Origin of the sequence: Nocardia niigatensis NBRC 100131, assembly GCF_000308655.1 — a bacterium.
Taxonomy (GTDB): domain Bacteria; phylum Actinomycetota; class Actinomycetes; order Mycobacteriales; family Mycobacteriaceae; genus Nocardia; species Nocardia niigatensis.
This window is the reverse complement of the sequence record NZ_BAGC01000053.1, coordinates 174,987-195,432: the sequence shown is the minus strand read 5'-3', so window position 1 is coordinate 195,432 and position 20,446 is coordinate 174,987. Positions and strand designations below refer to the sequence as shown.

Genomic DNA, 20,446 nt, shown 5'->3' with positions numbered 1-20,446 from the left:
GGCCAAGAGCTGATCAACCCGCCGCTGCCGCAATGACGTCCTTACGGACAGGCCGAAATATCAGGTGCTGCCCCGCCCTGAGTGGGGTGAGGCAGTGCTGACCGGATCGGGTCGCCTTGGACAAGCAGTTCGCATTGTCGGGCACCCGTTTGTTCACCGGCTTCTTCTGGACCTACAACCTCGGACTCGTCCTCACGGCGGCGATGATGGTCGTGCACGGTTCACTCACGGTCCTGGGACGCACCGTCAGTCCCGCCGTCTCGGGAATCGCCGGAGTGGGCCACCTCGTCATCACCATCGGCTTCGCCCTGTTCTTCGCCTGCATGTACAGCCCTGTGGTCCACGGCGCGACCGGCGACGACCGCCCCACCCTGGATCAGCTGCGATGCACCCGTCTTCGAAAGCCGCCAGGGCTGTCGGCGGCAGTCCGGTAGTGCCGGCCGGAACTGTCCGATCCTGAAGTCCTTCAGGCGATTTCGCGGCCACCTCCCTGGACGGGCTGTGACCGGTATCGGCCGGCGAGGCCGTCGATGCCCAGAAGTTTTCCAGACACGCTCGGCGACGACCAGGTTCATCAGCACGAACTCGCCAACCAGCGCCCGTGCGTCGATGAAACGGTCGCTGAAGACACAGACCGGCAGGCTTCCGTCGAGTCGTAGAACAGCTCTGTGCGGACCTCGTCCGGGACGTCGAACTCGGTGAAGAACTCTTTCGGCGGTGTCGCGATAGGACGGCCGAGGATCCACATCACGATGGGCATGGCGATCGACAGCACCGCCCGGCTCACCAGCTTGCGCTGCGGCACATGGTGTTTGAGGAACTCATGCGCGAAGGAGATGTTGGCGCACTTCCGGTTTGCGCCGTGAGGCGCTGTGATTCGAGGAGGTGAGAGACCTTCGCCGCAGTCCTGTCGTAGTAGGTCGGTGGAGCTGAGGGCAGCCTCCGGGTGGTGCCGGGGAGGGTGGGAGCAGCCCTGACAACGCAGGCTGGGAGACCCAGCCGTCTGTCTGCAGATCGTAGGAAGCGGGGAAACGGTGAGTCGCCTGGTCCAGGTAGGAAGCGGTGCGCCGGAGAGGACCGGGAGGCTCGAGAACTCATCAACTCTTGATTGCTCACCTTGGACATGCATGACCAATGCGCTGGTGACCGATGTCTCTGGTCAGTGCGGTCGTTGTGCTCCTGTGCGGTGTCGGCGGCCCGGATAACGTCGGCTTCACCATGGTTCCGGCCGCCGGGAGTTGCGGCACGCCGGGTATGAGCGCCGACCGCGTTCGGTCGGGCCGCCACGCGATGACCGGGACGTGGCCGTTCCGTTCGTTCCTATCGGTCGACCACTCTTTACGCACGAACCGAAACCGTTAGCCCGCCACCGACCTACCCGTGGGTCACTGTGCACTTCATGACTGCTTCGGGAGTTCGGGGCCCGATACACCGGAGGTATCCGATGACCGTTCCCGAGAGCGCTCCCGCAGCCGTGTCCGCCATGCCGCGCATCGGTGATCCCGCGCCGGGGTTCACTGCCGCGACCACCCAGGGACCGATCGACTTCCCGGGCGACTACGCCGGCAAGTGGGTGATCTTCTTCTCCCATCCGGCGGACTTCACTCCGGTCTGCACCAGCGAATTCGTCGAGTTCGCGGCGCTGCAGGATCGGTTCCGGCAGTACAACACCGAGCTGGTCGGCTTGTCGGTCGACGGTCTCTACAGTCACATCGCCTGGTTGCGCACGATCGAGGAGAAGATCAGCTTCCACGGACACGACCACGTGCGGGTCCGCTTTCCGCTGGTAGAAGACGTCACGATGACGATCGCCCGGCGCTACGGGATGATCATGCCGGGTGAGGATTCCACCAAGGCGGTGCGGGCGGTGTTCGTCATCGATCCGGCCGGGATCGTCCGTGCCGTCATCTACTATCCACTGAGCACCGGTCGCAACTTCGATGAGCTGCTGCGCTTGATGCAGTCTCTGCAGACGGCCGACGCCTTCGGCGTGGCCACCCCGGCCGATTGGCGTCCCGGCGACCCCGTGATCGTGCCCACCGCGGGATCGTGCGGGGTGGCGGCCGAGCGCATGGCCGGCCGCGAGGCCGACGTCGAATGCCAGGACTGGTTCTTCTGTACCCGGTCGATCAGCGCCCAGGAGGTCGAGCAGGCGATCCGAAGTGACCACGCCGCTGCGGCCGGAAGCTGAACGACGACAACAAAAGCGGCTCGAGATGTAGCGGGCGCGAAGCGTTTCCCCTGCGGTCCGGCACCGGTATGCCGTGGTGCGTGCGGTGGACAGCGTCGGTGCAGGATCTGGCCGGCCCGAAGCTCGACGCGTCCGAGAAGGACCGTTGGCGGATGCCGCCGCTGACCTTGCTGGAGCCGGTAACCTGTTCGGCGGGAACGAAACTCGGCGTGCTGGCCCTGCGCGGATATCTGGTGATCGGCGCGATCCTGCTGGTCGTCAAAGCCGTCCAGCATGATCACCTTCACGCTACCGGAGATCCGCCGCCTGCTCATCGCCTTCGTCCTCACCCGCCACCACCCCGCCGACCACACCTGGGCCTGGTCACGCTGGCGACGCCGCGGCCACCCACTGCGAACGTCCCGGCAGTTGGACTGCCGGGACGTTCGCCGTCGGGGTCGGTCAGCGGCGGGCGCCGAGGCCGGTTTCGATGGCCTCGATGATGCGCGGGCGGAGTTCGGTGGCGCGGATGATGGCGTCTACCGAACCGACCTCGACGGCGCGTTCGATGTTGTGGACGCGGTCGAATTCGGCGGCGACCTCGCCCAGCTTCTCGATGCGGACCGAGGAGCGCAGTTCGTCACGTTCCGCGGTCAGGGTGGCGCGGTCGGTGCCGGAGGCCGTGACGGCGCGGGATTCGAAGTCGCGGACCCGGGGGTCGGCGGCGGTACGCGCGTTGACCTCGCCCGCGAACACAACCGCGGCGGCGGGGGCGCCGCCGAGCACGGAGGCGAAGGAGCCCTCCAGTGCCAGGACCGTCATGTTCGGGTTGAGGGCCTTCGAGAACACCACGAACGCGCCACCGTGATAGCGCGAGATCACGCAGAACACGATCGGGCCCTCGAAATTGACGATCGCCCGGCCGATTTCGGCGCCGTACTCGAGCTGCAGCTTGCGCATCGACTCGGGGGAGCCGTCGAAGCCGGACAGGTTCGCCAGCACCACCAGCGGACGGTTGCCGCTGGCCGCGTTGATCGCGCGCGCCGCCTTCTTCGACGACTGTGGGAAAAGCGTGCCCGCGGTGTAGGTGTCGGGGCCGTCGGTGGCCGGGAAACCGCGCCGCGAGACGCCCCGCGACTCGATGCCCAACAGACACACCGGGATTCCGCCCAGGCGTGCGTCCTGCACGACGGCCGTCTCGGCGTCGGCCATGCCCGCCCAGCGTTCCAGCACCGGGTGGTCCTGGTCGGCCAGCGCCCGCATAACGGTGCGAATGTCGAAGGGCTTCTTGCGATCCGGATTGTGGGTGGCGGAGAAGATCTCGCCGACTGTGGTGAAATCGCTGCCGTCGAGCACGTGCGGGAAATCGGAGACGTCGCGGTCGACCGGGTCGCCCGTCGCCATCCGGCGCGGTCCCCGCTCACCGGGCGCGACATAGGTGTAGTCGTAGTGCGACATCAGGATGTCCCGCGCGGCAAGCAGATTCGGCGCCCAGTACTGGGCCTGGCCGTTGGGGCCCATCACCCGGTCGTAGCCGCCGATACCGAAGTTGTCCTCGGCGGAGACCGCGCCGGAGAAGTCCAGCGCCTGCTTGCCGGTCAGCACCATGGCCGATTCCGGCGTCATGATCAGCACACCCTTGGTGTGCATGAGCATCGTCGCCTCGGCATTCCAGTACGGCTGCGCACCGACATTGATGCCGTTGACCACGATATTGATCTCGCCACCGGCCTGGGTGAACTCGACGATCCGCTTGAGCGCGGCCGCCACCCAGTCCATGTTCTCGGTACCCGACTGCATCGAGATGCGAGCGCCCGAGGACAGCGCGTACCACTCCAGCGGCACCCGCATCTGCTCGGCGAGGTCCAGGGCCGCGATCACCCGGCGGCACTCCGGTTCCGACAGCGCGCCCAGCGATTTCGTCGGATCGCCGAGCAGCGCCACACGGGTGACCCCGTCGGGGTACTGCTCGGTCGCCGTGGTGACCACACCGGCGACCAGCGCCGCCTTGTTGTGGCCCTTGGGCCGGTCGACCGGCACCAGCGCATACTGTCCGTCGAGGTCGTATTCGGTGAAATCGCCGAGCAGACCGGTCAATTCGTAGGGGTAGACGGTGTTGCGGCTGCTGGCGCGCAGCACCTTCTGCCGGTACTCGTCGAGCGGCTCGACCGGATCGTCGGTGCGCTCGTCTACGGTCACCGAGACACCGCCGGTCGCGTCGAAGGAGACCCGCACCGCGATCTTCTCCAACTGACCGGTCTGCGGGTCGCGCTGGCGCGCGATGAGCAGGATCTCCTCGAGCCCCGCGCCCGCCGTCATCGGCTGCACGTGCCCGGCGATCACCGTCTCCAACTCGCTGCGGGTGACATCGACCACCGGCCAGATGTACATGACGATGCGGTTGGTGTTGAACCGCTTGTTCGACGGCCGCTGCGTCTGCGCGCGGCGGATGGAGTCGAGGCAGGTGGCGATGGTGCTCTCCGCGGTCGGCAGCACCAGCAGCCGGCCGTCGTGCTCGCGCAGCGCGGCCAGGTCACGCACCTGCGCGAACGCGATGAGCCGTTCGTCGGCCGGATTCCCCTTGGCCACGGCCCGGAACAGGTACACCTCTTCGTCGTCCGAGGACGGCAACCGGGTGAGGTCGAACTTCCGCAGTCGCCGCATCTGCATCCGCTGGGCGATGTACGGGTGCAGGCCGCGGATGAGCCGTTCCTCGCTCATCCCGGTAGTCGCGGGCCGGAAGGTGAAGTGGTGGTGCATGACCGCACCGCCGCTGCCCGCCACCGTACAGGTGATCCGATGCACCTGACCCGGAAGCGGTTGCGCCGCCAGCGCTTCCTGCAACGCCACCGCCATCGCTTCGAAGTCCTCGGGCTGCTTCTCCCAGCTGAGGTAGATGTCGGCTTCGACGGAGGCGGTATTGCGGCCCACCTCGGCCAGCCCGCGCAGGACGGTGTCGAGCGCGTCGAAACTCACCGCCGCCGACACCAGGTTCACGCCCCGGCGCTCGGCGACGACGAAGCGGTGGCCGTTCGACTCCTCGGTCCGCACGTTGGTGAGGTCCTTGTTGCCGTAGTAGCGGCGGGTCAGCACCTCCAGCATGGCGGTGTTGTCCGCGCTGCCGCGCACCAGCCGCTGACCGAGCAGCCGCACCAGCGGTTCGGTGGCGCGCACCATGTCCGCGATGCGCTCGGCGCGCTCGTGGGTATCCGGCTGGGCGTCAAGGAAACTCAGGTGCTTGCGCACGGTGGTGTATACGCGGGCGCGGTTGCGGCGCAGCAGCGGATGGCCGTACCAGGCGTACGCGACGCCGCGCGCGAGGTCGGCTAGGCCGGGGAAACGGATCTGGGTCGCGGTGACCAGGCGCTCCAGTGCCAGACCGGCCGGCTCCCGCAGCGCGCGGTCCGGCACCGGCTCGCGCAGCCATTCGCGCAGTAGCGAGGTGATGACCGTGACGGTGTCGGCGGGTCGCTGCTGAGCGAGGAAGATCCGGAAGACCGCGGCCTCGAGGTCCGGGGAGCGGTCCAGTGAGGTGACGCCGTAGTGCGCGAACGCCTTCGAGAGATCGGCCCGGTACGACTCCGGCAGTCCGGCCCGCTCGACGTCGAGGCTCTGCATATATGTGTGGAAGAACTCGCGGGCGCTGTGCACGTGGCCCTGCGCGCCGCCGCCCTCCCAGGACCGGTTGGTGCTGAGCTCGGCGAGGTCGGCGAACATCTGCACGAGCTCGACCTCGTCGGACAGGGGCCGGCGGTTGTCGGCGACGGCGGCTCGGCGCACGGCCAGGTAGTCGTCGAGCACGCGCTGCTCGTCGTGCGGGTCGACATCGAAGCCCAGCAGCAAGCTGCGCAGATCCTGCAGGCTGCGGGTCAGGCCCTCGTGCGGCCGCACCGGCGCGGAGGCGCCGGGCAGATCCAGCTCGACCGCACCGGCGGCCGCGGTGTCCTCGGCCTCGTCGTCGGCGGCAAGCGGCTCGAGCCGCAGCAGCGGCGCGCCCGTCTCGACCTGGGTGCCCACCGAGACCGCGCTTTCCTTCAGCCGCGCCCGGAATGGTGCGCGCAGCACCGTCTCCATCTTCATGCTCTCCAGCACGAGCACCGGCGTGCCCGCCTCGACCTCGTCGCCGACGGCCAGCGGCGTGGCGACGACCAGCGCCGGTGCGGGCGAACGCACCACACCGCCCTCGTCACGGCTGATCCGGTGCGTGACACCTTCGACATCGACCAGCGTCACCGGGCCGTGTGTGCCGGTGACGACGCGGAATCGGCTGCCGTTCACCACGATCTGTCCGGTGTGGCGATCGAAGCGTTCGAGATCCACATCGGCGGTGCTCATTTCGCCGCCCGCCTCGATCCCGATCCGGAACCGGTGCGCACCGATGCGGGCGACCCGCACCCGGTAGCCGACACCGCGCAGCTTCAGGTCGTGCGGGCGTCCGCTCTCGTGCTGCACCTGCGGACGGCCGCCGGCCGCGGTGGACAGCAACCGCTTCCGCTCGGCCTGCTCTTCCTCCTCGTAGGCGTCGATGGCCGCGACGGCCACCGCGATCGCGGAGTGGCGATGCGACACCAGCCGTCCCTGCGCGCGGACGCGGTCGATCCAGCCGGTGTCGGCGCTGCCGTCGATCACCTCGGGCTGATCGAGCAGGTCGAGCACGAAACTCTTGTTGGTGGAGCCGCCTTCGATGACCACCCGGGTCTGCGACATCGCCCGGCGCAGCCGGCCGAGGGCCTCGTCGCGGTCGCGGCCGTAGGCGATGATCTTGGCGATCATGGAGTCGAAGTCGGCGGGGATGGTGTCGCCCTCGCTGACGCCGGTGTCGACCCGAATGCCAGGCCCGGCAGGCAGATCCAGGCGCGCGATGCGGCCCGGGGCGGGCGCGAAGTCGCGGTCGGGGTCCTCGGCATTGAGCCGAGCCTCGATGGCGTGCCCGCGTTCGGCCGGGGTCTCGCCCTCCAACCGGCCGCCCGAGGCGACCAGCAACTGCGCACGCACGAGGTCGAAACCGGTGGTGGCCTCGGTGATCGGGTGCTCGACCTGCAGGCGGGTGTTGACCTCGAGGAAGGCGAACAGTTCGTCACCGGGGTGGTACAGGAATTCGACCGTCGCCGCGCCGCGATACCCGACCGCGATCGCCAGCCGCTCGGCCGATGCCTTCAACTCGGCGGCCTGCTCGGGGCGCAACACCGGCGAGGCCGACTCCTCGATGACCTTCTGATTGCGTCGTTGCACCGAGCAGTCGCGCACCCCGAGCGCCCAAGCGGTGCCCTGACCGTCCGCGATCACCTGCACCTCGACATGACGCGCGCCGGTGACCAGGCGCTCCAGGAACACGACGCCACTGCCGAAGGCGCGCGCGGCTTCCTGCCGGGTGCGCTCGTAGGCATCGACCAGCTCGGCCTCGTTGGTGATCATGCGAATGCCGCGACCGCCACCGCCGGCGGTGGCCTTCAACATCAGCGGGTAGCCGATCTCCTCGGCGGCGGCCACGGCGGCCTCGACAGTGTCGACGCCACCACGGCTCCACGGCGCGACCGGCACGCCGACCTCCTCGGCGATCAGCTTCGCGCCGATCTTGTCGCCGAGCTTGCGCATGGCCTCGGGGCTGGGACCGATGAAGGTGATCCCGATCTGCTCACACAATTCTGCGAAGGCCGGATCCTCCGCGACGAAACCCCAGCCGACCCAGGCGGAATCGGCTTCGGTCGCCAGCAGCGCGCGCTCGAGCGCCTTCAGATCCAAATACGGGCGTGCCGACGCCGGCCCGAGGTCGTACGCGATATCGGCCTCGCGCACGAAGGTCGCGCTCCGGTCGACATCGGTGTGCAATGCGATGATCTGGATCGATTGTCCGGTCTCCGCTGCGAGATCCCGGACGGCATGAATCAGGCGAACCGCAGCCTCACCGCGGTTCACGATTGCAATACGGCTGAACACCGCCAGCTCCTTCCAATGCACTTCATTGGCCCGGTCGGGCGACGTTGCGACTGCCGGTCCCGGGTAGTCTGCATCCCTGCTGCATTCGATACCACCCCGGTAGGGGGTTACTCGTACGTATCGTGAGGGCAGCGTCATCCGAGCCCGTGACTTGTGGGAGGCGATCCGCGTGGCCGACATCATCGACGTACTGCACTCGCGCTGGGCCGAATCGGCCGCGGAAGCCATCTTCACCGGGAACGAGCACCCGAGCGTGACCCTCACCACCCACGAGGCGGTGGACCTCATCGCGCACATCGCGGCCCTGCGCCACGCGGTCACCGAAGCCGCCGTCTCCTTCGAACGCATCCGCGCGGCTCTGGACCAGCACACCGCCCACCCGGAAGCCCAAACCCGCCAGGCCTGCACCATCGCCCGCCACGCCGCCGAGAGCCTCACCCGCGCGAGCGAGCGCCCACTCTGAACGGATGAAGCTCCGGCGGTCGAACCGCGGGGCGTCGACCATCGGTCCGGCCGCTCAGCGGCGCGGCGCCGATACCTCGCGGTGGCTCCCGGGGCGCGCCCCCACTTTCCGATCGATCGCAACGCGCCACTGGACGAATTCGAGAGGATCGCCGACCGATATCCGGTCTTCCGGATAGACAGTGCGTTCTGATCGAAAGACCTCACACCGGGAAAACATGCGCGGCGGAACGAGCCGCGCAAACCCGAGTCAAGGATCAACGCGCCGAGATCATCTCAGCCACAGGAACGCGCGATCGTGCCGCATGCCGCGCTGACCGAACCGTCCAGCGCGGCGCGCCGTCGCCCGGAACCTGGTGCGGTGCAAAACATCCGCTGTCGAAGCCGGTTTCCGCGTCTTGTTCGCCGGTGTTTCGCCGCCCGACTCAGCGGCTCACCGCTCGGAACAGAGCGGTTTCACCGGGATGTTCGCGCTGGTCTGCTCCGCAAGCAGGGCCCAGGGGACGCGGGCCGAGTCGACGGAGTGAATTTGCGCTGGATTGGGGTCCATGTTCTCTCCAGCTCGGAGATGCGTTGCCAGCGTGCGGTCGGGCAGGTCGGCGGGGTGGGCTCGGTAAAAGTCGAGGTGGGCGCGCGCGGCCCGATCCCAGCTGAACAAGGCGGCCAGCGCCTTTCCGCGTTCGGCGCGGGATGGGTCGGTAGCCAGCGCGTGGGACATGCCTGCGGCCATGTCGACTGGCGACACGGCGTACTGGACGGTGTCGCCGAAGACCTCCCGCAGGACGGGGAGATCGCGTGCGACAACGGGGATTCCGGCGGCCAGGGCTTCCATAGCGGCGAGTCCGAATCCCTCTTTGGTGGAGAAGAACGGGACCATGGCGGCACTGGCCATCAGCGCGGGCAGGTCGGGGTGGGGAACCGTCCCCAGGATCGTGGGGCGGATGCCGAGTTCGGCGGCCCGGTCATGGAATCGGGAGCGATAGTCGCGATAGTCGAAAAGTGTTTCACCGCCGGCGAATACGAGATGCAGGTTTAGGTGATTCCGGCGGAGGAGGGCGAAGGCTTCGAGGAGGTCGAGGCTGCCCTTGCGGGGTTCGATTCCGCCCAAGGCCAGGACGTATCGGCCGAGCCGCCGTTGCCAGCCGGCGCGTGCCATGACGGCCTCGGCGAAATCGCCTGCGGCAGTGGCGAAGCGCTCGTACTCGACGCCATTGGGGATGACGGTCGGCCGCAGGCCCCACCCTGCGTGGACTTCCTCGGCGACTGCGGCTGACACGCAGATCCGCGCGTAGGGCTCTACGACGGCGCGTTCGTGACAGCTCGCGAGTTCGGGGGTGGTGAAGGTGTCGAGGTGGTGGATGGTCCGGATACAGCGCCCTACGGCGTTGGCGCTGATGCAGTCCTGGGCGTGCACGATGTCGTAGTCGGAGGGTCTGAAGGCGTCCCGTAAGACGTTGATGGATCGCATGATTCGCGGTCCGACGGCCTCGCCCTCGAGGCCCTCGAAAGGCACGACGCGTATCGTGACCCCCGGCTCGACCGGCCGGAAGAACGCCCCGTCGCCGCCGCGGCCCAGGGTCCACACGGTCGTGTCTGCGCCGAGGCGGGTGAGAGCCTCGGCGAGGTTGAGCGTGTGCACCACGCCGCCGCGCGGTTTGGTGGAGTAGGTGAGCAGCGCGATCCGCATCAGTGGCCGCCTTTGTCTGTCAAGAGGTTGTAGTAGGTGTCCACGCGGCGTTCGTCGAGATGCCGCAGCACGCGGCGGGCACGTTCGACCTCGGCGTCGATGTCGATGTCGGCCACCGCGAGTCCGCCCTTGGACCAGGTTCGGGAGAGGATGTCGCCGCCCGGACCGACCACCTTGGCCTGGCCGAGAAAACGCAGGTTCCCGGTGATCCCGGTTTGGTTGGAGGACGCGAGCACGACCTGGTTCTCGGCGGCGCGGGCCTGGTCGTAGAGATCGAACAACCGGGATTGGCGGTCATTGGGCATTCGGGAAGCCCGATCGGTGACGCTTGCCGGCCAGGCCGACAGGGCGGCGATGGTGCGCGCGCCGTCGAGGGCGAGGGCACGCGCGGACTCCGGGAAGGTCTTGTCGTAGTCGATGAGCATGCCGATCCGGCCGATCGGAGTATCGAAGGCCGCGAAGCGGTCTCCGGCGGCGTACGCCAGGTGTTCGCCAGCCGGTTGGTGGACCTTGCGGTGTCGTCCGAGGACACCGTCGCCCGTCAAGCACACCGCGGCGTTGTACCGGGTGCTGTCGGCATATTCGGCGTAGCCGATGCAAATCGTCATGGCCCCCGCCAGTCGGCACAGCAGCCGGATCTCGGGCCCATCCGGGGCGATGGCCTCCGGCGCGGTCGCGGGGTCCGGGTTCCGGAGGTCACCGATATAGCCGCCGAGGGTGGCGTCGGGCAGGACGAGCAGGTCGACGCCATCGTCGGCGAGCCGGTCCACGATGCTGGTGATCTTGTCCAGGGCCCGGGCGATGTCGGCTCCGAAATGGGCTGCGACAGCGGCGATTCGTGTGACGGCCATGACGGTGCTCAGGCGGCGGCGGTGGCGCGGGCGGTGACGGTGATCTGATCGGCCAGGTACTCGGCGTCTCGTGCGATGGCGGCGAAGCGACCCGAGCCCCAGGTGTGCAGCCACGGCAAACCCAGGAAGAACAGGCCGGGGGTGGTGGTGACACCGCGGTTGTGGCACGGGTGGCCTTCACCGTCGAAGACCCCGACCCGCAGCCACCGGTAGTCGGTGCGGAACCCGACCGACCACACCACCGCGGTGATATCGGCGGTGGCCAGGTCGATTTCGGTGATCTCGCGATCGGGCCGCCATACGGGCTGGTATCGCGGTTCGACGGGCGCGTCGATGCCTGTCCGGGCGATGTAGGCGTCGATGGAGTCCTTGATGCTCTCGGCGACGGCGTCGGCGGCGTCGAGCTCCTTCTCGAGTGACGATTCGAAATGTGCCGCGCCATCTGCCACGTCGACCAGGCGGCCGTAGAGCGCCATGCCCTCGACTGCGAACTGCCGCAGGTCGATGTCGCGGCCGCCATCGCGGCCGGTGACGTAGTGGTTGGTGTTCTCCCGCTTGCCGAGGCCGCCGGGCTGGTCTTCGATCGGAATGTCGTAGTGGCCCATATCCTGCAGCCACGCCACACAGTCGCGGCCGCGGTAGAACCGTGCGACACGGGGCGCGCTGCCGACCGCGAGATGCACCTTGCGGCCTTCCAAGTGCAGATCCTCGGCGATCTGCGCGCCGGACTGTCCGGTGCCGACCACCAGGACGGCGCCCTCGGGAAGGTCCGCGGCACTGCGGTATTCGGCCGAGTGCAATTGCCGGATCGAATCCGGCAGGCGTTCGGCGAAGCGGGGGATGGTCGGCGTGTGGTAGCCGCCCACGGCGACCACGATCTGATCGGAATGCAATGGGCCGGAGGTGGTTTCGACGTCGAAACCCCCGTCCTTCGCGACGGTGACGGCGGTGACCGCGACGCCCTCGCGCACCGGTGGGGCGAAGGTATAGGCGTAGTTGCGCAACCAGGCGTAGACCTCGTCGCGTTTCATGAACCCGTCCGGGTCCGGTCCGTGGTAGCTGTAGCCGGGTAGTACGCACTGCCAGTTCGGGGTGACGAGGGTGAAGTTGTCCCAGCGGGTGTCGCGCCATTCGTGGGCGATGGTGTCGCGTTCGAGCACGACGTGGTCGATGCCGCGTGCGTTCAGATGCCACGACATCGACAACCCGGCCTGCCCGCCGCCGATCACGACGATGTCGTGGTGCTCTACGGGATTCGAATCAGGGTGCGGGGTCACGGTTTTCCTCCGGGGGTAGCGGCCTGCGCCGACGGTGGGGTCATCGACAGCACACGCACCGAGCCGGGGGCCGTACGGGCTTGTGCGGCAGCGGTTTCGATGGCGTCCAGGGTCTGCACGGCGGAGCTGCAATAGAAGCCGAACTTTTCCCTCACGCGTTCGGCGGCGATGGTCAACGCGGTCGAGGCGCGTCGCAGGAATTCGTCGACCGGATAGTCCACGCCGGTAGCGAGGTGGTCGTGAATGACCAGCGACGGCGAATAACAGCTCTGGACAGCGCCATTCGGCCAGCGGATGTCGAAGGTCATCTCAGGCATGAGCAGCCGCCAGCTGTTCGGGTACGCCGGGCTGTCCCACGACCCCGTGCTTGGCGACGACTCGGTTGTAGAGCTCCGGTCGCCGGTCGCCCAGGTTGTACATGCCGCCGCCGCGGGCGAGTTCGAGCACGTGGTCGACGTCGACGGTCGCCGTGGCCAGCCCTGCTTCGGTGCCGGTGCTGGAGAGAATCTCGCCGCCGGGGCCGACGATCTTGGCGCTGCACACGAAGCGCAGTGAGCCGAAGGTGCCGGCCTGGTTGGCCGCGATCCACACCACCTGGTTTTCCAGGGCGCGGGCGCGGTCGTAGATGTCGAAGCGCTGTGTCCAGCGGTCGTCCTCGAGGCGTTCGGCGGTGGCGGTGCGGGCGGTGGGCCACGCCGAGAGCGAGGTGATGATCTGCGCGCCGTCCAGTGCCAGAGCGCGGGCCGCTTCGGGGAAGGCCTTGTCGTAGCAGATCTGCATCCCCATCCGGCCGACCGGGGTGTCGAAGGCTTGGTATTCGGATCCCGCTGCGTAGCAGAGGTTTTCGCCGAGTGGCTGGTGCACCTTGCGGTAGGAGCCGAGAATTCCGTCGCCATGCAGCGTCACGGCGGCGTTGTAGCGCACGTCGCCGTCGGCTTCGCAGAAGCCTAGCGTGATGACCAGGTCCCCGGCCATCTCGGCGATGCGGCGCAACTCTGGTCCATCGAGGGTGAGGGCAGGTGGCAGGCTCCGTAGCCGGCGTTGCCTGGCCTCGTCGCTCTCGGTTCCGCCGCCGAGGCTGGGCAGGTATCCGCCCAGGCAGGCTTCGGGCAGTACCAGCAGACGGCTGCCGCGGGCATGGGCCTGTTCGATCAGCCCCGCGATGGTGGCGTAGCAGGCTTCCATGTCGCGGCCGAATTCGGCGGCGGCCACCGACATCGTTAGTTCGGTCATGAGTGTCCCAATCCGGTGACGGTGCCAGGCACCGCTGTCGTGGTTCTTCCGTCCGGCCAGCGCAGGCGCACGCCGGGAGCGGAGGTGAGTACGCCGCACACTGCGGATGTGGCCGGGCCGGGGTCGGCGATGGCGGCTTCGGGGCGGTCGGTGGTCAGCATGGCGAAGCCGGGGAAGCAGGTGATCCATTCCGCGAGAGCGGCATTCGCCGGTCGCGGGATACGCGCCACCTCCAATTCGACGCCGACCCCGGATGCCTCGGCCAGCATGCCCGCCGTTCCGGCGATTCCCGCCATGCTGACGTCCTTGGCGGCGGCGGGAGAGGTCGCGGCGACGAACCGGCCCAGCGCGCGGAGCTCGGCGGCATCGCGGTGGGAGGACGAATCCCATTGGCGGCCTGGGTATCCGTGCCGCCACCGGCCGCCGAGGTCTGCGGTGAGGCGCAATTGGTCGCCGACGCGTCCGCCGCCGCCCGGCACCGGACGGGCTGCGCGACCCAGCGCGGTGACCGACAACGATGCCGGGCCGAGCTGGGTGTGGCCGCCCAGGACCGGCACGCCCCAGGTCTCGCTCGCGCGGGCCAGTCCTCTCATGATCCTGGTCAGCAACGAGCGTGTCGGGGCGGCGACGGCGTCGAGCAGACCGATGGGTTCCGCGCCCATGGCCGACAGATCATTGAGGTTGACCAGCACCGAACACCATCCGGCCCATTCCGGATCACGCTCCATCATCGATGGCAGGATCGCGTCACAGGCGGCGATGAGGTCGCTGCCGGGCACCGGGGCGCCGTCGTCGCCCCGGAATCCATTGCCGCCCAGAGTCATCGATTGTCCACCGAGGTCGCCCAGCAGCGGGCCGAGCATCGACTTGGTGGCGTGGGCCAACCGTTCGATGCGGTTGATCGGCCAGCGCATCCGAGCGTGGGGCGTCCCGTTGATCTCCTTCTCGCCCAGCTGAATCCAGCCCAGCTGGGTGAACATGGCGGCGTAGCGCGCCTGCACGGTCGCCTCGAAACGCAGCACATTGTTGCTCTCGGCGTAGGCGCAGGCCGTGCGGACCAGGGCGTTGCCCACGCCGCGGGTGCGGCGTCCGCAGTCCACGACCAGGCGGCTACCGGTCCACCATCCGAGGTCTTCGGCGGTGGCCGGTGCGACCCGGACGCCACCGAGTACGGTGCCGTCCGGTGTCAGGGCGACCAGCACGGTAGTGCGTGGGTCGTCGTCGATATCGTCGGCGTCGCTGCCGCGGAACAAGCCCTGCTCGATCACGAAGTTCTCGCGGCGCAGTGCCCGGTAGGCGGCCAGTTGCCGGACGTCGGCCGGGCGGATCAGGAATCCGTCCTCGGGTTCGACCGGATCCGGATGCCCGGACAGGACGCAGTAATCGAGAGATACTGCGCTGGGCTCGGGTGCGTCGTCGATCCAGGAGCGTTGTGTCCGAGAGGGTTCGGTGGTGGTCATGTCAGCCTCCCGCGGTCTGCAGCACGCTGCACGCCCCACATGCCGCGCAGCCTGCCTTCTGCCCTGCGCCGAACATCGCGGCAGCGCGCAGTTCGAGGGCGACCCGGCGGGTGACGTCCTCGAGCATTTCCGGCGTGGGTGCGATCGCCCTGTCGACGTCGACGGCGAGCGTCCCGGCCAGTGGCCGGAACGGGACGATGAACGGGTAGACGCCCATGGCGATCAATTCCCTTGCGCCGGAAACCAATTCGTCAGGTTCTTCGCCCAGGCCGACCAGGAGGTAGGTCGAGACCTGGTTGCGGCCGAACACGCGGACCGCCTCGGCCCACGCCGCCTTGTACTCCGCCATCGGCACGGTGGACTTGCCGGGCATCCACCGGGCGCGCACCCGGTCGTCGAGGGACTCGACGTGGATGCCGATGGAGTCGGCCCCCGCCTCGTGCAGTTCGGTGAGCACGGCCAGATCCCCTGGCGGCTCGCACTGCACCTGAATGGGCAGATTCGGCACCGCCCGCTTGACCGCTCGCACGCAGCGTGCGAGATGCCTTGCACCACGGTCCTTTCCGGCCGAGGTGCCGGTGGTCATGACCATTTGGCGCACCCCGTCGAGCCGGACCGCCGCGGCGGCGACCTCGGCCAGTTGCTCGGGGCGCTTGACCGCGATGGTCAGACCCGCGTCGAGGGATGCCTCGATGGCACAGAACCGGCAGCGCTGGTCCTCGGCGTAACGGATGCAGGTTTGCACGACAGTGGTCGCGAGGACGTCCGCGCCGTGCAGTTTGGCGATCTGCTCATAGGCGACGCCGTCGGCGGTCCTTAGATCATAGAAACGCGGCCGCCGCACCGGTTCCACCGAGACGCCGAGGTCGGCGCCGTCGAGGAGCAGTCGGTCGCCACGCAGGGTGTACGGCGAGTCGGAGCGGATGGGGATGGCAGCGCCGGCACCCCCGAACAGCACATGACCGTCGTCGCTGGGCCCGGCTCCGGAACGGCGCTGCACCGGTACATCGACGCGGATGCCGAGTAGCGCGAGGTCTACTCGTGTGGATACCTCGGTCATGGCTGCCGCCTACACCTGGTAGGTGGAGTTGATGATGGCGCCCTTGCGCGCGTAGTGGATCAGCGCGTCCTGCACATCCAGCGGGTGCGCGGGGATCACGCCCTCGATGAGGTCCTCTTCGCGGGCGCCGTGCAGGGCCAGGCCGAAGCGGCAGGCGAACACCTTTCCGCCCTCCTTGATGAAGGTAGACAGCGCCTCGTTGATGTTCTGCTCGCCGGGGAACCCGCTGTCACCGGTGGTCGGGAAGCCGCGGGTGGCAATGGCATTGATCGCGCCGGGACCATAGAAGTAGATGGCGGACTCGAACCCCTTCCGCAGCGCACGGGTCGCCTGCAGCACCGCCACGAAACTCACCGACGACTCGTGGGCGATACCGTGCACCAGCGTAAAGTAGGTCTCGCCCGCCTCGGCCTGATAGTCGGGGAAGATCTTCGTCGCGCCGTAGATATTGGTGCCCTTGGGCAGCGCCGGATGCGGGATCTCAGCGAGGGACTTGGCGATGTTCTCCTCGATGGCCTTGTCGATGTCGGCGGTCGTCTTGGTGGGTGCGGACATAGTCATCTCCTGCGAAAGATAGGCGAGAATCAGTGATTGCGGACCGTCTGCCGAGCGGGGGTAGCGGCTCACCGATGAGTTAAGTTGACGCTCGGGGTATTTCGGATTGGTCACATACGGAAGAAGTCGACGTTGCCGCCTGTTCACGATGAGCGCATGGCGGTCATGATCCAGTAATAGTCTGTGCCACAACAGAATTCGAGGAAATACCACCCTGGTCGGCGACGCATGTCATGGTGTGAGTTCGATGCGTTGTAATCACAATCTTGGGTTTTTGCAGACACCATTAACAATCGGTAGCCCGCGAACCCGCCCATTCGTAACATTGGCGAAATCACTACCTAGCTGTTGCTGGCAATGAGGTTGTTTACGCCCGCGGTCCGAACTTCGGGAATCGCCCGGTACTCCAGCCGGACTTCGTGATCGATGCTGCTGTTGGTCAGGGCGCTGGAAGTGGCGCGGCCACCGCGTGTTCATGTTGTGTTTGTTTGGGACACAACTGAATTGGCGGTGGCCGCGCCCGACAGCGGAGCCGTCCTGCGGTGGCGGCGACAGTTCGACGAGCTGACCGGCAGGATCGGGGCGCGGTTCGTGCGGACTCGCCGGACCGCGGCAAGGATGTTGACCGCGATGATGTCGGACCTGCCGGCCAAGAACTGCTGGACATTGCCAGAGCATTGCGGTGATCGGTCGCCGGATGCGATGCAGCGTCTGTTGTCGGCGGCGGGCGGCGATGAGGACGGGCTGCGAGATGACCTGCGCGCCTTAGTGATCGAGCATTTGGGTGACGTCGATGCGACGCTTGTGGTGGACGAGACCGGCGACATCAAGAAGGGCGTGCAGACCGTCGGGGTGCAACGTCAGTACACCGGCACGGCGGGCAGAATCGAAAACAGCCAGGGGCAGGAGTGGTCGAACGCCTCGGAGTCGAGCATGCGGTGTATCTCACCTATGCCACCCGCGCTGGGCACGCGTTCCTCGACCGCGCGCCCTATCTGCCGAAGTCGTGGACGGGCGACCCGGACCGCTGTGAGCGGGCCGGTGTGCCCCGCCGACGTGGGTTTCGCCACCAAACCCGCTCTGGCGAAACAATTGATCGTCGGTGCACTCGACGCCGGTGTGCCCGCCCCCTGGGTGACCGGCGATGAGGTGTACGGCGGCGACCCGAAGCTGCGCGCTGCGCTCGAATCCCGTGGCACCGATTATGTTTTCGGCCATCGCTTGGCAGGCCGGCTCCGGCCCGTGGTCGCAGCGCAGCGCGGCAGGATAGCCGCGGTCGACGGCGATGCGGTCGAGTTCGTCGATGAGCCGATCGGCGGGCGGTGATCGACCGCTCGACCAGGCCGCCGAGGCATTCGCGGGTGTGTGCGTTGCGCACGGACGCCCCTCGTTCACCGCCGTAGCCGTCGGCGCCGAAGAATGCCGTCGATGCCGTGATCTCCTGACCACGGCCCCGGCCGATGCTCGGGACTGCCGGCCTGCCCGAGCATCGGCGATCCCGGGTCAGGTCAGATCGAAACGATCGTTCTCCATCACCTTCACCCAGGCCGCGACGAAGTCGTCGAGGAACTTCTGCTCGATTCCCCGCTGGGCGTAGACCTCGGCGATGGCCCGCAACACCGAATGCGAGGCGAAGACGAGGTCGTTCGCGGTGGCCGTCCACTTGTGCTCACCGGTGGCGCGGTCGAAGCCCTCGTAGGTGTTCTCTGTCTGCGCGGACCTCCACTCGGTGCCCATGTCCACGACATTGACGAAGAAGTCGTTCGTCAGCACCCCGGGCCGATCGGTGAACACGCCGTGTTCGGCGCCGCCGTGATTCGCGCCGAGCACACGCAGGCCACCGAGCAGCACCGTCAGTTCGGGGGCCGTCAGGCCGAGCATGTACGCCCGGTCGACCAGCAGGCGCTCGACCGGCGCCTTCTCCCCGGACCGCACGAAGTTGCGGAAGCCGTCGGCGCGCGGTTCGAGCACCGCGAACGACTCCACATCGGTGTTCTCCTGTGAGGCGTCGGTGCGGCCCGGCCGGAACGGCACCATGATGGCGTGGCCCGCGGCGGCGGCCGCCTTCTCGATGGCGGCGGAGCCGGCGAGCACGATCACGTCCGCCAGTGAGACCTGCTTACCACCGGTGGCCGAAGCGTTGAACTCGTCACGAATCTGCTCCAGCACCGGCAGCACCTTCGCCAGCTCGGCCGGTTCGTTGATCTCCCAACTCCTTTGGGGTTCGAGGCGGATCCGCGCGCCGTTGGCGCCGCCGCGCTTGTCGGTGCTGCGGAAGCTGGCCGCGGATGCCCACGCGGCCTTGACCAATTGGGCCACCGACAGACCCGACTCGAGGATCCTGCGCTTCAAGGCCGTGATGTCGGGCTCGTCGATCAATTCGTGATCGACCGCGGGCACCGGGTCCTGCCACAGCTGCGGCTCGGGCACCCACGGGCCGAGATAGCGGCTGATCGGACCCATATCGCGGTGCAGCAGCTTGTACCACGCCTTGGCGAACGCGTCCGCCAGCTCCTCCGGGTGGTCGAGCCAGCGGCTGGTGATCTCGCGGTAGATCGGGTCCTCACGCAGCGACAGATCGGTGGTCAGCATGGTGGGGCCACGCCTCGCGCCGCCGAACGGGTCGGGGACAGTGCCGGCGCCGGCGTCGTCCTTGGCCTTCCACTGGTACGCCCCCGCGGGGCTCTTGGTGAGCTCCCACTCGAACCCGTACAGGGTCTCCAGAAAACTGTTGTCCCACACGGTCGGAGTCGGGGTCCACACCACCTCGAGCCCACTGGTGATGGCGTCCTTGCCTTTTCCACTGCCGAAGGAGCTCCGCCAACCCAGCCCCTGCTGTTCGATCGGGGCGGCTTCGGGTTCGGGCCCGACCAGGGTCGCGTCGCCGGCACCATGGGTCTTGCCGAAGGTATGACCACCCACGATCAGCGCGGCGGTCTCCTCGTCGTTCATGGCCATGCGGCCGAATGTCTCCCGGATGTCTCGGGCCGCGGCCACCGGGTCGGGGCGGCCGTTGGGGCCTTCGGGATTGACATAGATCAAACCCATCTGGACCGCGCCGAACGGTTTCGCGAGTTCGCGTTCACCGCTGTAGCGCTCGTCGCCGAGCCAGGTGTCCTCCGGACCCCAGTACACCTCTTCGACCTCCCAGATGTCGGGGCGGCCGAAACCGAACCCGAACGTCCGGAAGCCCATTGTCTCGAGGGCCACGTTCCCGGCGAAAACCAGCAGGTCGGCCCAGGAGAGCTGCATACCGTACTTCTGTTTGACAGGCCACAGCAACCGGCGTGCCTTATCCAGATTGGCGTTGTCGGGCCAGCTGTTGAGCGGCGCGAACCGTTGTGCGCCCTGCCCGCCGCCGCCGCGCCCGTCGGAGATCCGGTAGGTGCCGGCGGCGTGCCAGCTCATGCGGATGAACAGGCCGCCGTAATTGCCGTAATCGGCGGGCCACCAGTCCTGGGAGTCGGTCATGACGGCGGCGATATCGGCCCGCAGCGCCTCTACGTCGAGCCCGGCGAAGGCTGCACGGTAGTCGAAGTCCGGACCGAGAGGGCTGGATTTGGCGGAATGAGCGTGCAGCACAGACACATCGATCTGCTCGGGCCACCAGTCGCTCACTGTGCGGGGCCGGCGATCGGTCGCGGGGCTGGGCGAGGGGATCGCGGGGTTCTCGCTCTCGCTCGTGCTGTGGGTTTCGGTGGGTGGGCGATTCTCGGAGGTCACGGCGTTCCTTCCTGATTCATGGGACGAAAGC

The 20,446-nt window shown here is 67.8% G+C and carries 15 protein-coding genes and 1 pseudogene; 5 read left to right on the top strand and 11 right to left on the bottom strand.

From position 1 onward, the window contains the following. The first annotated feature begins 116 nt into the window (after nucleotides 1-116). Nucleotides 117-434, top strand: a complete 318-nt coding sequence (locus ON33_RS25785) for a DUF2871 family protein (protein ID WP_051152801.1) — start codon at nucleotides 117-119, stop codon at nucleotides 432-434. Between the two features lie 140 nt (nucleotides 435-574). On the opposite strand, the gene ON33_RS44075 is transcribed toward ON33_RS25785, so the two are convergent. Continuing rightward, nucleotides 575-1,129 carry a diiron oxygenase gene (locus ON33_RS44075; RefSeq protein ID WP_083869300.1) on the bottom strand — a complete coding sequence of 185 codons (555 nt, stop codon included), beginning with the start codon at nucleotides 1,127-1,129 and terminating at the stop codon, nucleotides 575-577. A gap of 315 nt (nucleotides 1,130-1,444) precedes the next feature. Between ON33_RS44075 and ON33_RS25775 the strand changes: the two genes are divergently transcribed. Both ON33_RS25775 and ON33_RS44495 read left to right on the top strand, forming a co-directional pair. Further along, entirely contained in the window at nucleotides 1,445-2,191 is a 747-nt protein-coding gene (locus tag ON33_RS25775; protein WP_174391571.1) for a peroxiredoxin, read from the top strand. 80 nt (nucleotides 2,192-2,271) lie between these two features. Continuing rightward, nucleotides 2,272-2,463: pseudogene (locus ON33_RS44495) on the top strand (manganese transporter); the annotation flags it as partial. A 169-nt stretch (nucleotides 2,464-2,632) separates the two neighbouring features. Here the strand turns inward: ON33_RS44495 and ON33_RS25770 are convergent. Continuing rightward, nucleotides 2,633-8,107, bottom strand: coding sequence for an ATP-binding protein (locus ON33_RS25770; RefSeq protein WP_040861679.1), 5,475 nt, complete (start codon nucleotides 8,105-8,107; stop codon nucleotides 2,633-2,635). A 169-nt stretch (nucleotides 8,108-8,276) separates the two neighbouring features. Here ON33_RS25770 and ON33_RS25765 point away from each other — a divergent pair, with 169 nt between their 5' ends. After that, nucleotides 8,277-8,570 carry a hypothetical protein gene (locus ON33_RS25765; protein WP_157184733.1) on the top strand — a complete coding sequence of 98 codons (294 nt, stop codon included), beginning with the start codon at nucleotides 8,277-8,279 and terminating at the stop codon, nucleotides 8,568-8,570. Between the two features lie 432 nt (nucleotides 8,571-9,002). On the opposite strand, the gene ON33_RS25760 is transcribed toward ON33_RS25765, so the two are convergent. From ON33_RS25760 to ON33_RS25725, 8 genes are read right to left on the bottom strand one after another with little or no spacing between them, the layout of a single operon-like run. After that, entirely contained in the window at nucleotides 9,003-10,256 is a 1,254-nt protein-coding gene (locus tag ON33_RS25760; RefSeq protein ID WP_083869298.1) for an MSMEG_0565 family glycosyltransferase, read from the bottom strand. Continuing rightward, the gene (locus tag ON33_RS25755; RefSeq protein WP_040861623.1) at nucleotides 10,256-11,107 is read right to left on the bottom strand and encodes a carbon-nitrogen hydrolase family protein; all 852 of its coding nucleotides are present in this window, start codon (nucleotides 11,105-11,107) and stop codon (nucleotides 10,256-10,258) included. The genes ON33_RS25760 and ON33_RS25755 overlap by 1 nt, the downstream gene beginning before the upstream one ends. 8 nt (nucleotides 11,108-11,115) lie before the next feature. After that, complete coding sequence (locus ON33_RS25750; RefSeq protein WP_040861622.1) at nucleotides 11,116-12,384, bottom strand: MSMEG_0569 family flavin-dependent oxidoreductase; 1,269 nt, start codon at nucleotides 12,382-12,384, stop codon at nucleotides 11,116-11,118. After that, nucleotides 12,381-12,701, bottom strand: coding sequence for an MSMEG_0570 family nitrogen starvation response protein (locus ON33_RS25745; protein ID WP_040861621.1), 321 nt, complete (start codon nucleotides 12,699-12,701; stop codon nucleotides 12,381-12,383). The genes ON33_RS25750 and ON33_RS25745 overlap by 4 nt, the downstream gene beginning before the upstream one ends. Then, a complete protein-coding gene (locus ON33_RS25740) occupies nucleotides 12,694-13,617 on the bottom strand; it encodes a carbon-nitrogen hydrolase family protein (protein WP_040861620.1) in 924 nt (307 codons plus the stop codon). The genes ON33_RS25745 and ON33_RS25740 overlap by 8 nt, the downstream gene beginning before the upstream one ends. Next, nucleotides 13,614-15,038 (bottom strand): MSMEG_0567/sll0787 family protein, encoded by a 1,425-nt coding sequence (locus ON33_RS25735; RefSeq protein ID WP_051152810.1) that lies wholly within the window; start codon nucleotides 15,036-15,038, stop codon nucleotides 13,614-13,616. Before ON33_RS25735 ends, ON33_RS25740 begins: the two co-directional genes overlap by 4 nt. Nucleotides 15,039-15,078: 40 nt before the next feature. Continuing rightward, a complete protein-coding gene (locus ON33_RS25730) occupies nucleotides 15,079-16,137 on the bottom strand; it encodes an MSMEG_0568 family radical SAM protein (protein WP_040861618.1) in 1,059 nt (352 codons plus the stop codon). Nucleotides 16,138-16,146: 9 nt separating this feature from the next. Further along, a complete protein-coding gene (locus tag ON33_RS25725) occupies nucleotides 16,147-16,692 on the bottom strand; it encodes an MSMEG_0572/Sll0783 family nitrogen starvation response protein (RefSeq protein WP_040861677.1) in 546 nt (181 codons plus the stop codon). Between the two features lie 426 nt (nucleotides 16,693-17,118). Between ON33_RS25725 and ON33_RS25720 the strand changes: the two genes are divergently transcribed. Further along, complete coding sequence (locus ON33_RS25720) at nucleotides 17,119-18,018, top strand: IS701 family transposase (protein WP_051152800.1); 900 nt, start codon at nucleotides 17,119-17,121, stop codon at nucleotides 18,016-18,018. 177 nt (nucleotides 18,019-18,195) lie between these two features. Here the strand turns inward: ON33_RS25720 and katG are convergent, their stop codons facing one another. Beyond that, the gene (gene katG / locus ON33_RS25715) at nucleotides 18,196-20,415 is read right to left on the bottom strand and encodes a catalase/peroxidase HPI (protein WP_040861617.1); all 2,220 of its coding nucleotides are present in this window, start codon (nucleotides 20,413-20,415) and stop codon (nucleotides 18,196-18,198) included. Between the last annotated feature and the right edge of the window lie 31 nt (nucleotides 20,416-20,446).

Coding starts and splice junctions, on each gene's coding strand:
- ON33_RS44075 (WP_083869300.1), bottom strand. CDS start 1,129: ATGCATGTCCAAGGTGAGCAATCAAGAGTTGATGAGTTCTCGAGCCTC.
- ON33_RS25775 (WP_174391571.1), top strand. CDS start 1,445: ATGACCGTTCCCGAGAGCGCTCCCGCAGCCGTGTCCGCCATGCCGCGC.
- ON33_RS25760 (WP_083869298.1), bottom strand. CDS start 10,256: ATGCGGATCGCGCTGCTCACCTACTCCACCAAACCGCGCGGCGGCGTG.
- ON33_RS25755 (WP_040861623.1), bottom strand. CDS start 11,107: ATGGCCGTCACACGAATCGCCGCTGTCGCAGCCCATTTCGGAGCCGAC.
- ON33_RS25745 (WP_040861621.1), bottom strand. CDS start 12,701: ATGCCTGAGATGACCTTCGACATCCGCTGGCCGAATGGCGCTGTCCAG.
- ON33_RS25740 (WP_040861620.1), bottom strand. CDS start 13,617: ATGACCGAACTAACGATGTCGGTGGCCGCCGCCGAATTCGGCCGCGAC.
- ON33_RS25730 (WP_040861618.1), bottom strand. CDS start 16,137: ATGACCGAGGTATCCACACGAGTAGACCTCGCGCTACTCGGCATCCGC.
- ON33_RS25725 (WP_040861677.1), bottom strand. CDS start 16,692: ATGTCCGCACCCACCAAGACGACCGCCGACATCGACAAGGCCATCGAG.
- ON33_RS25720 (WP_051152800.1), top strand. CDS start 17,119: ATGCTGCTGTTGGTCAGGGCGCTGGAAGTGGCGCGGCCACCGCGTGTT.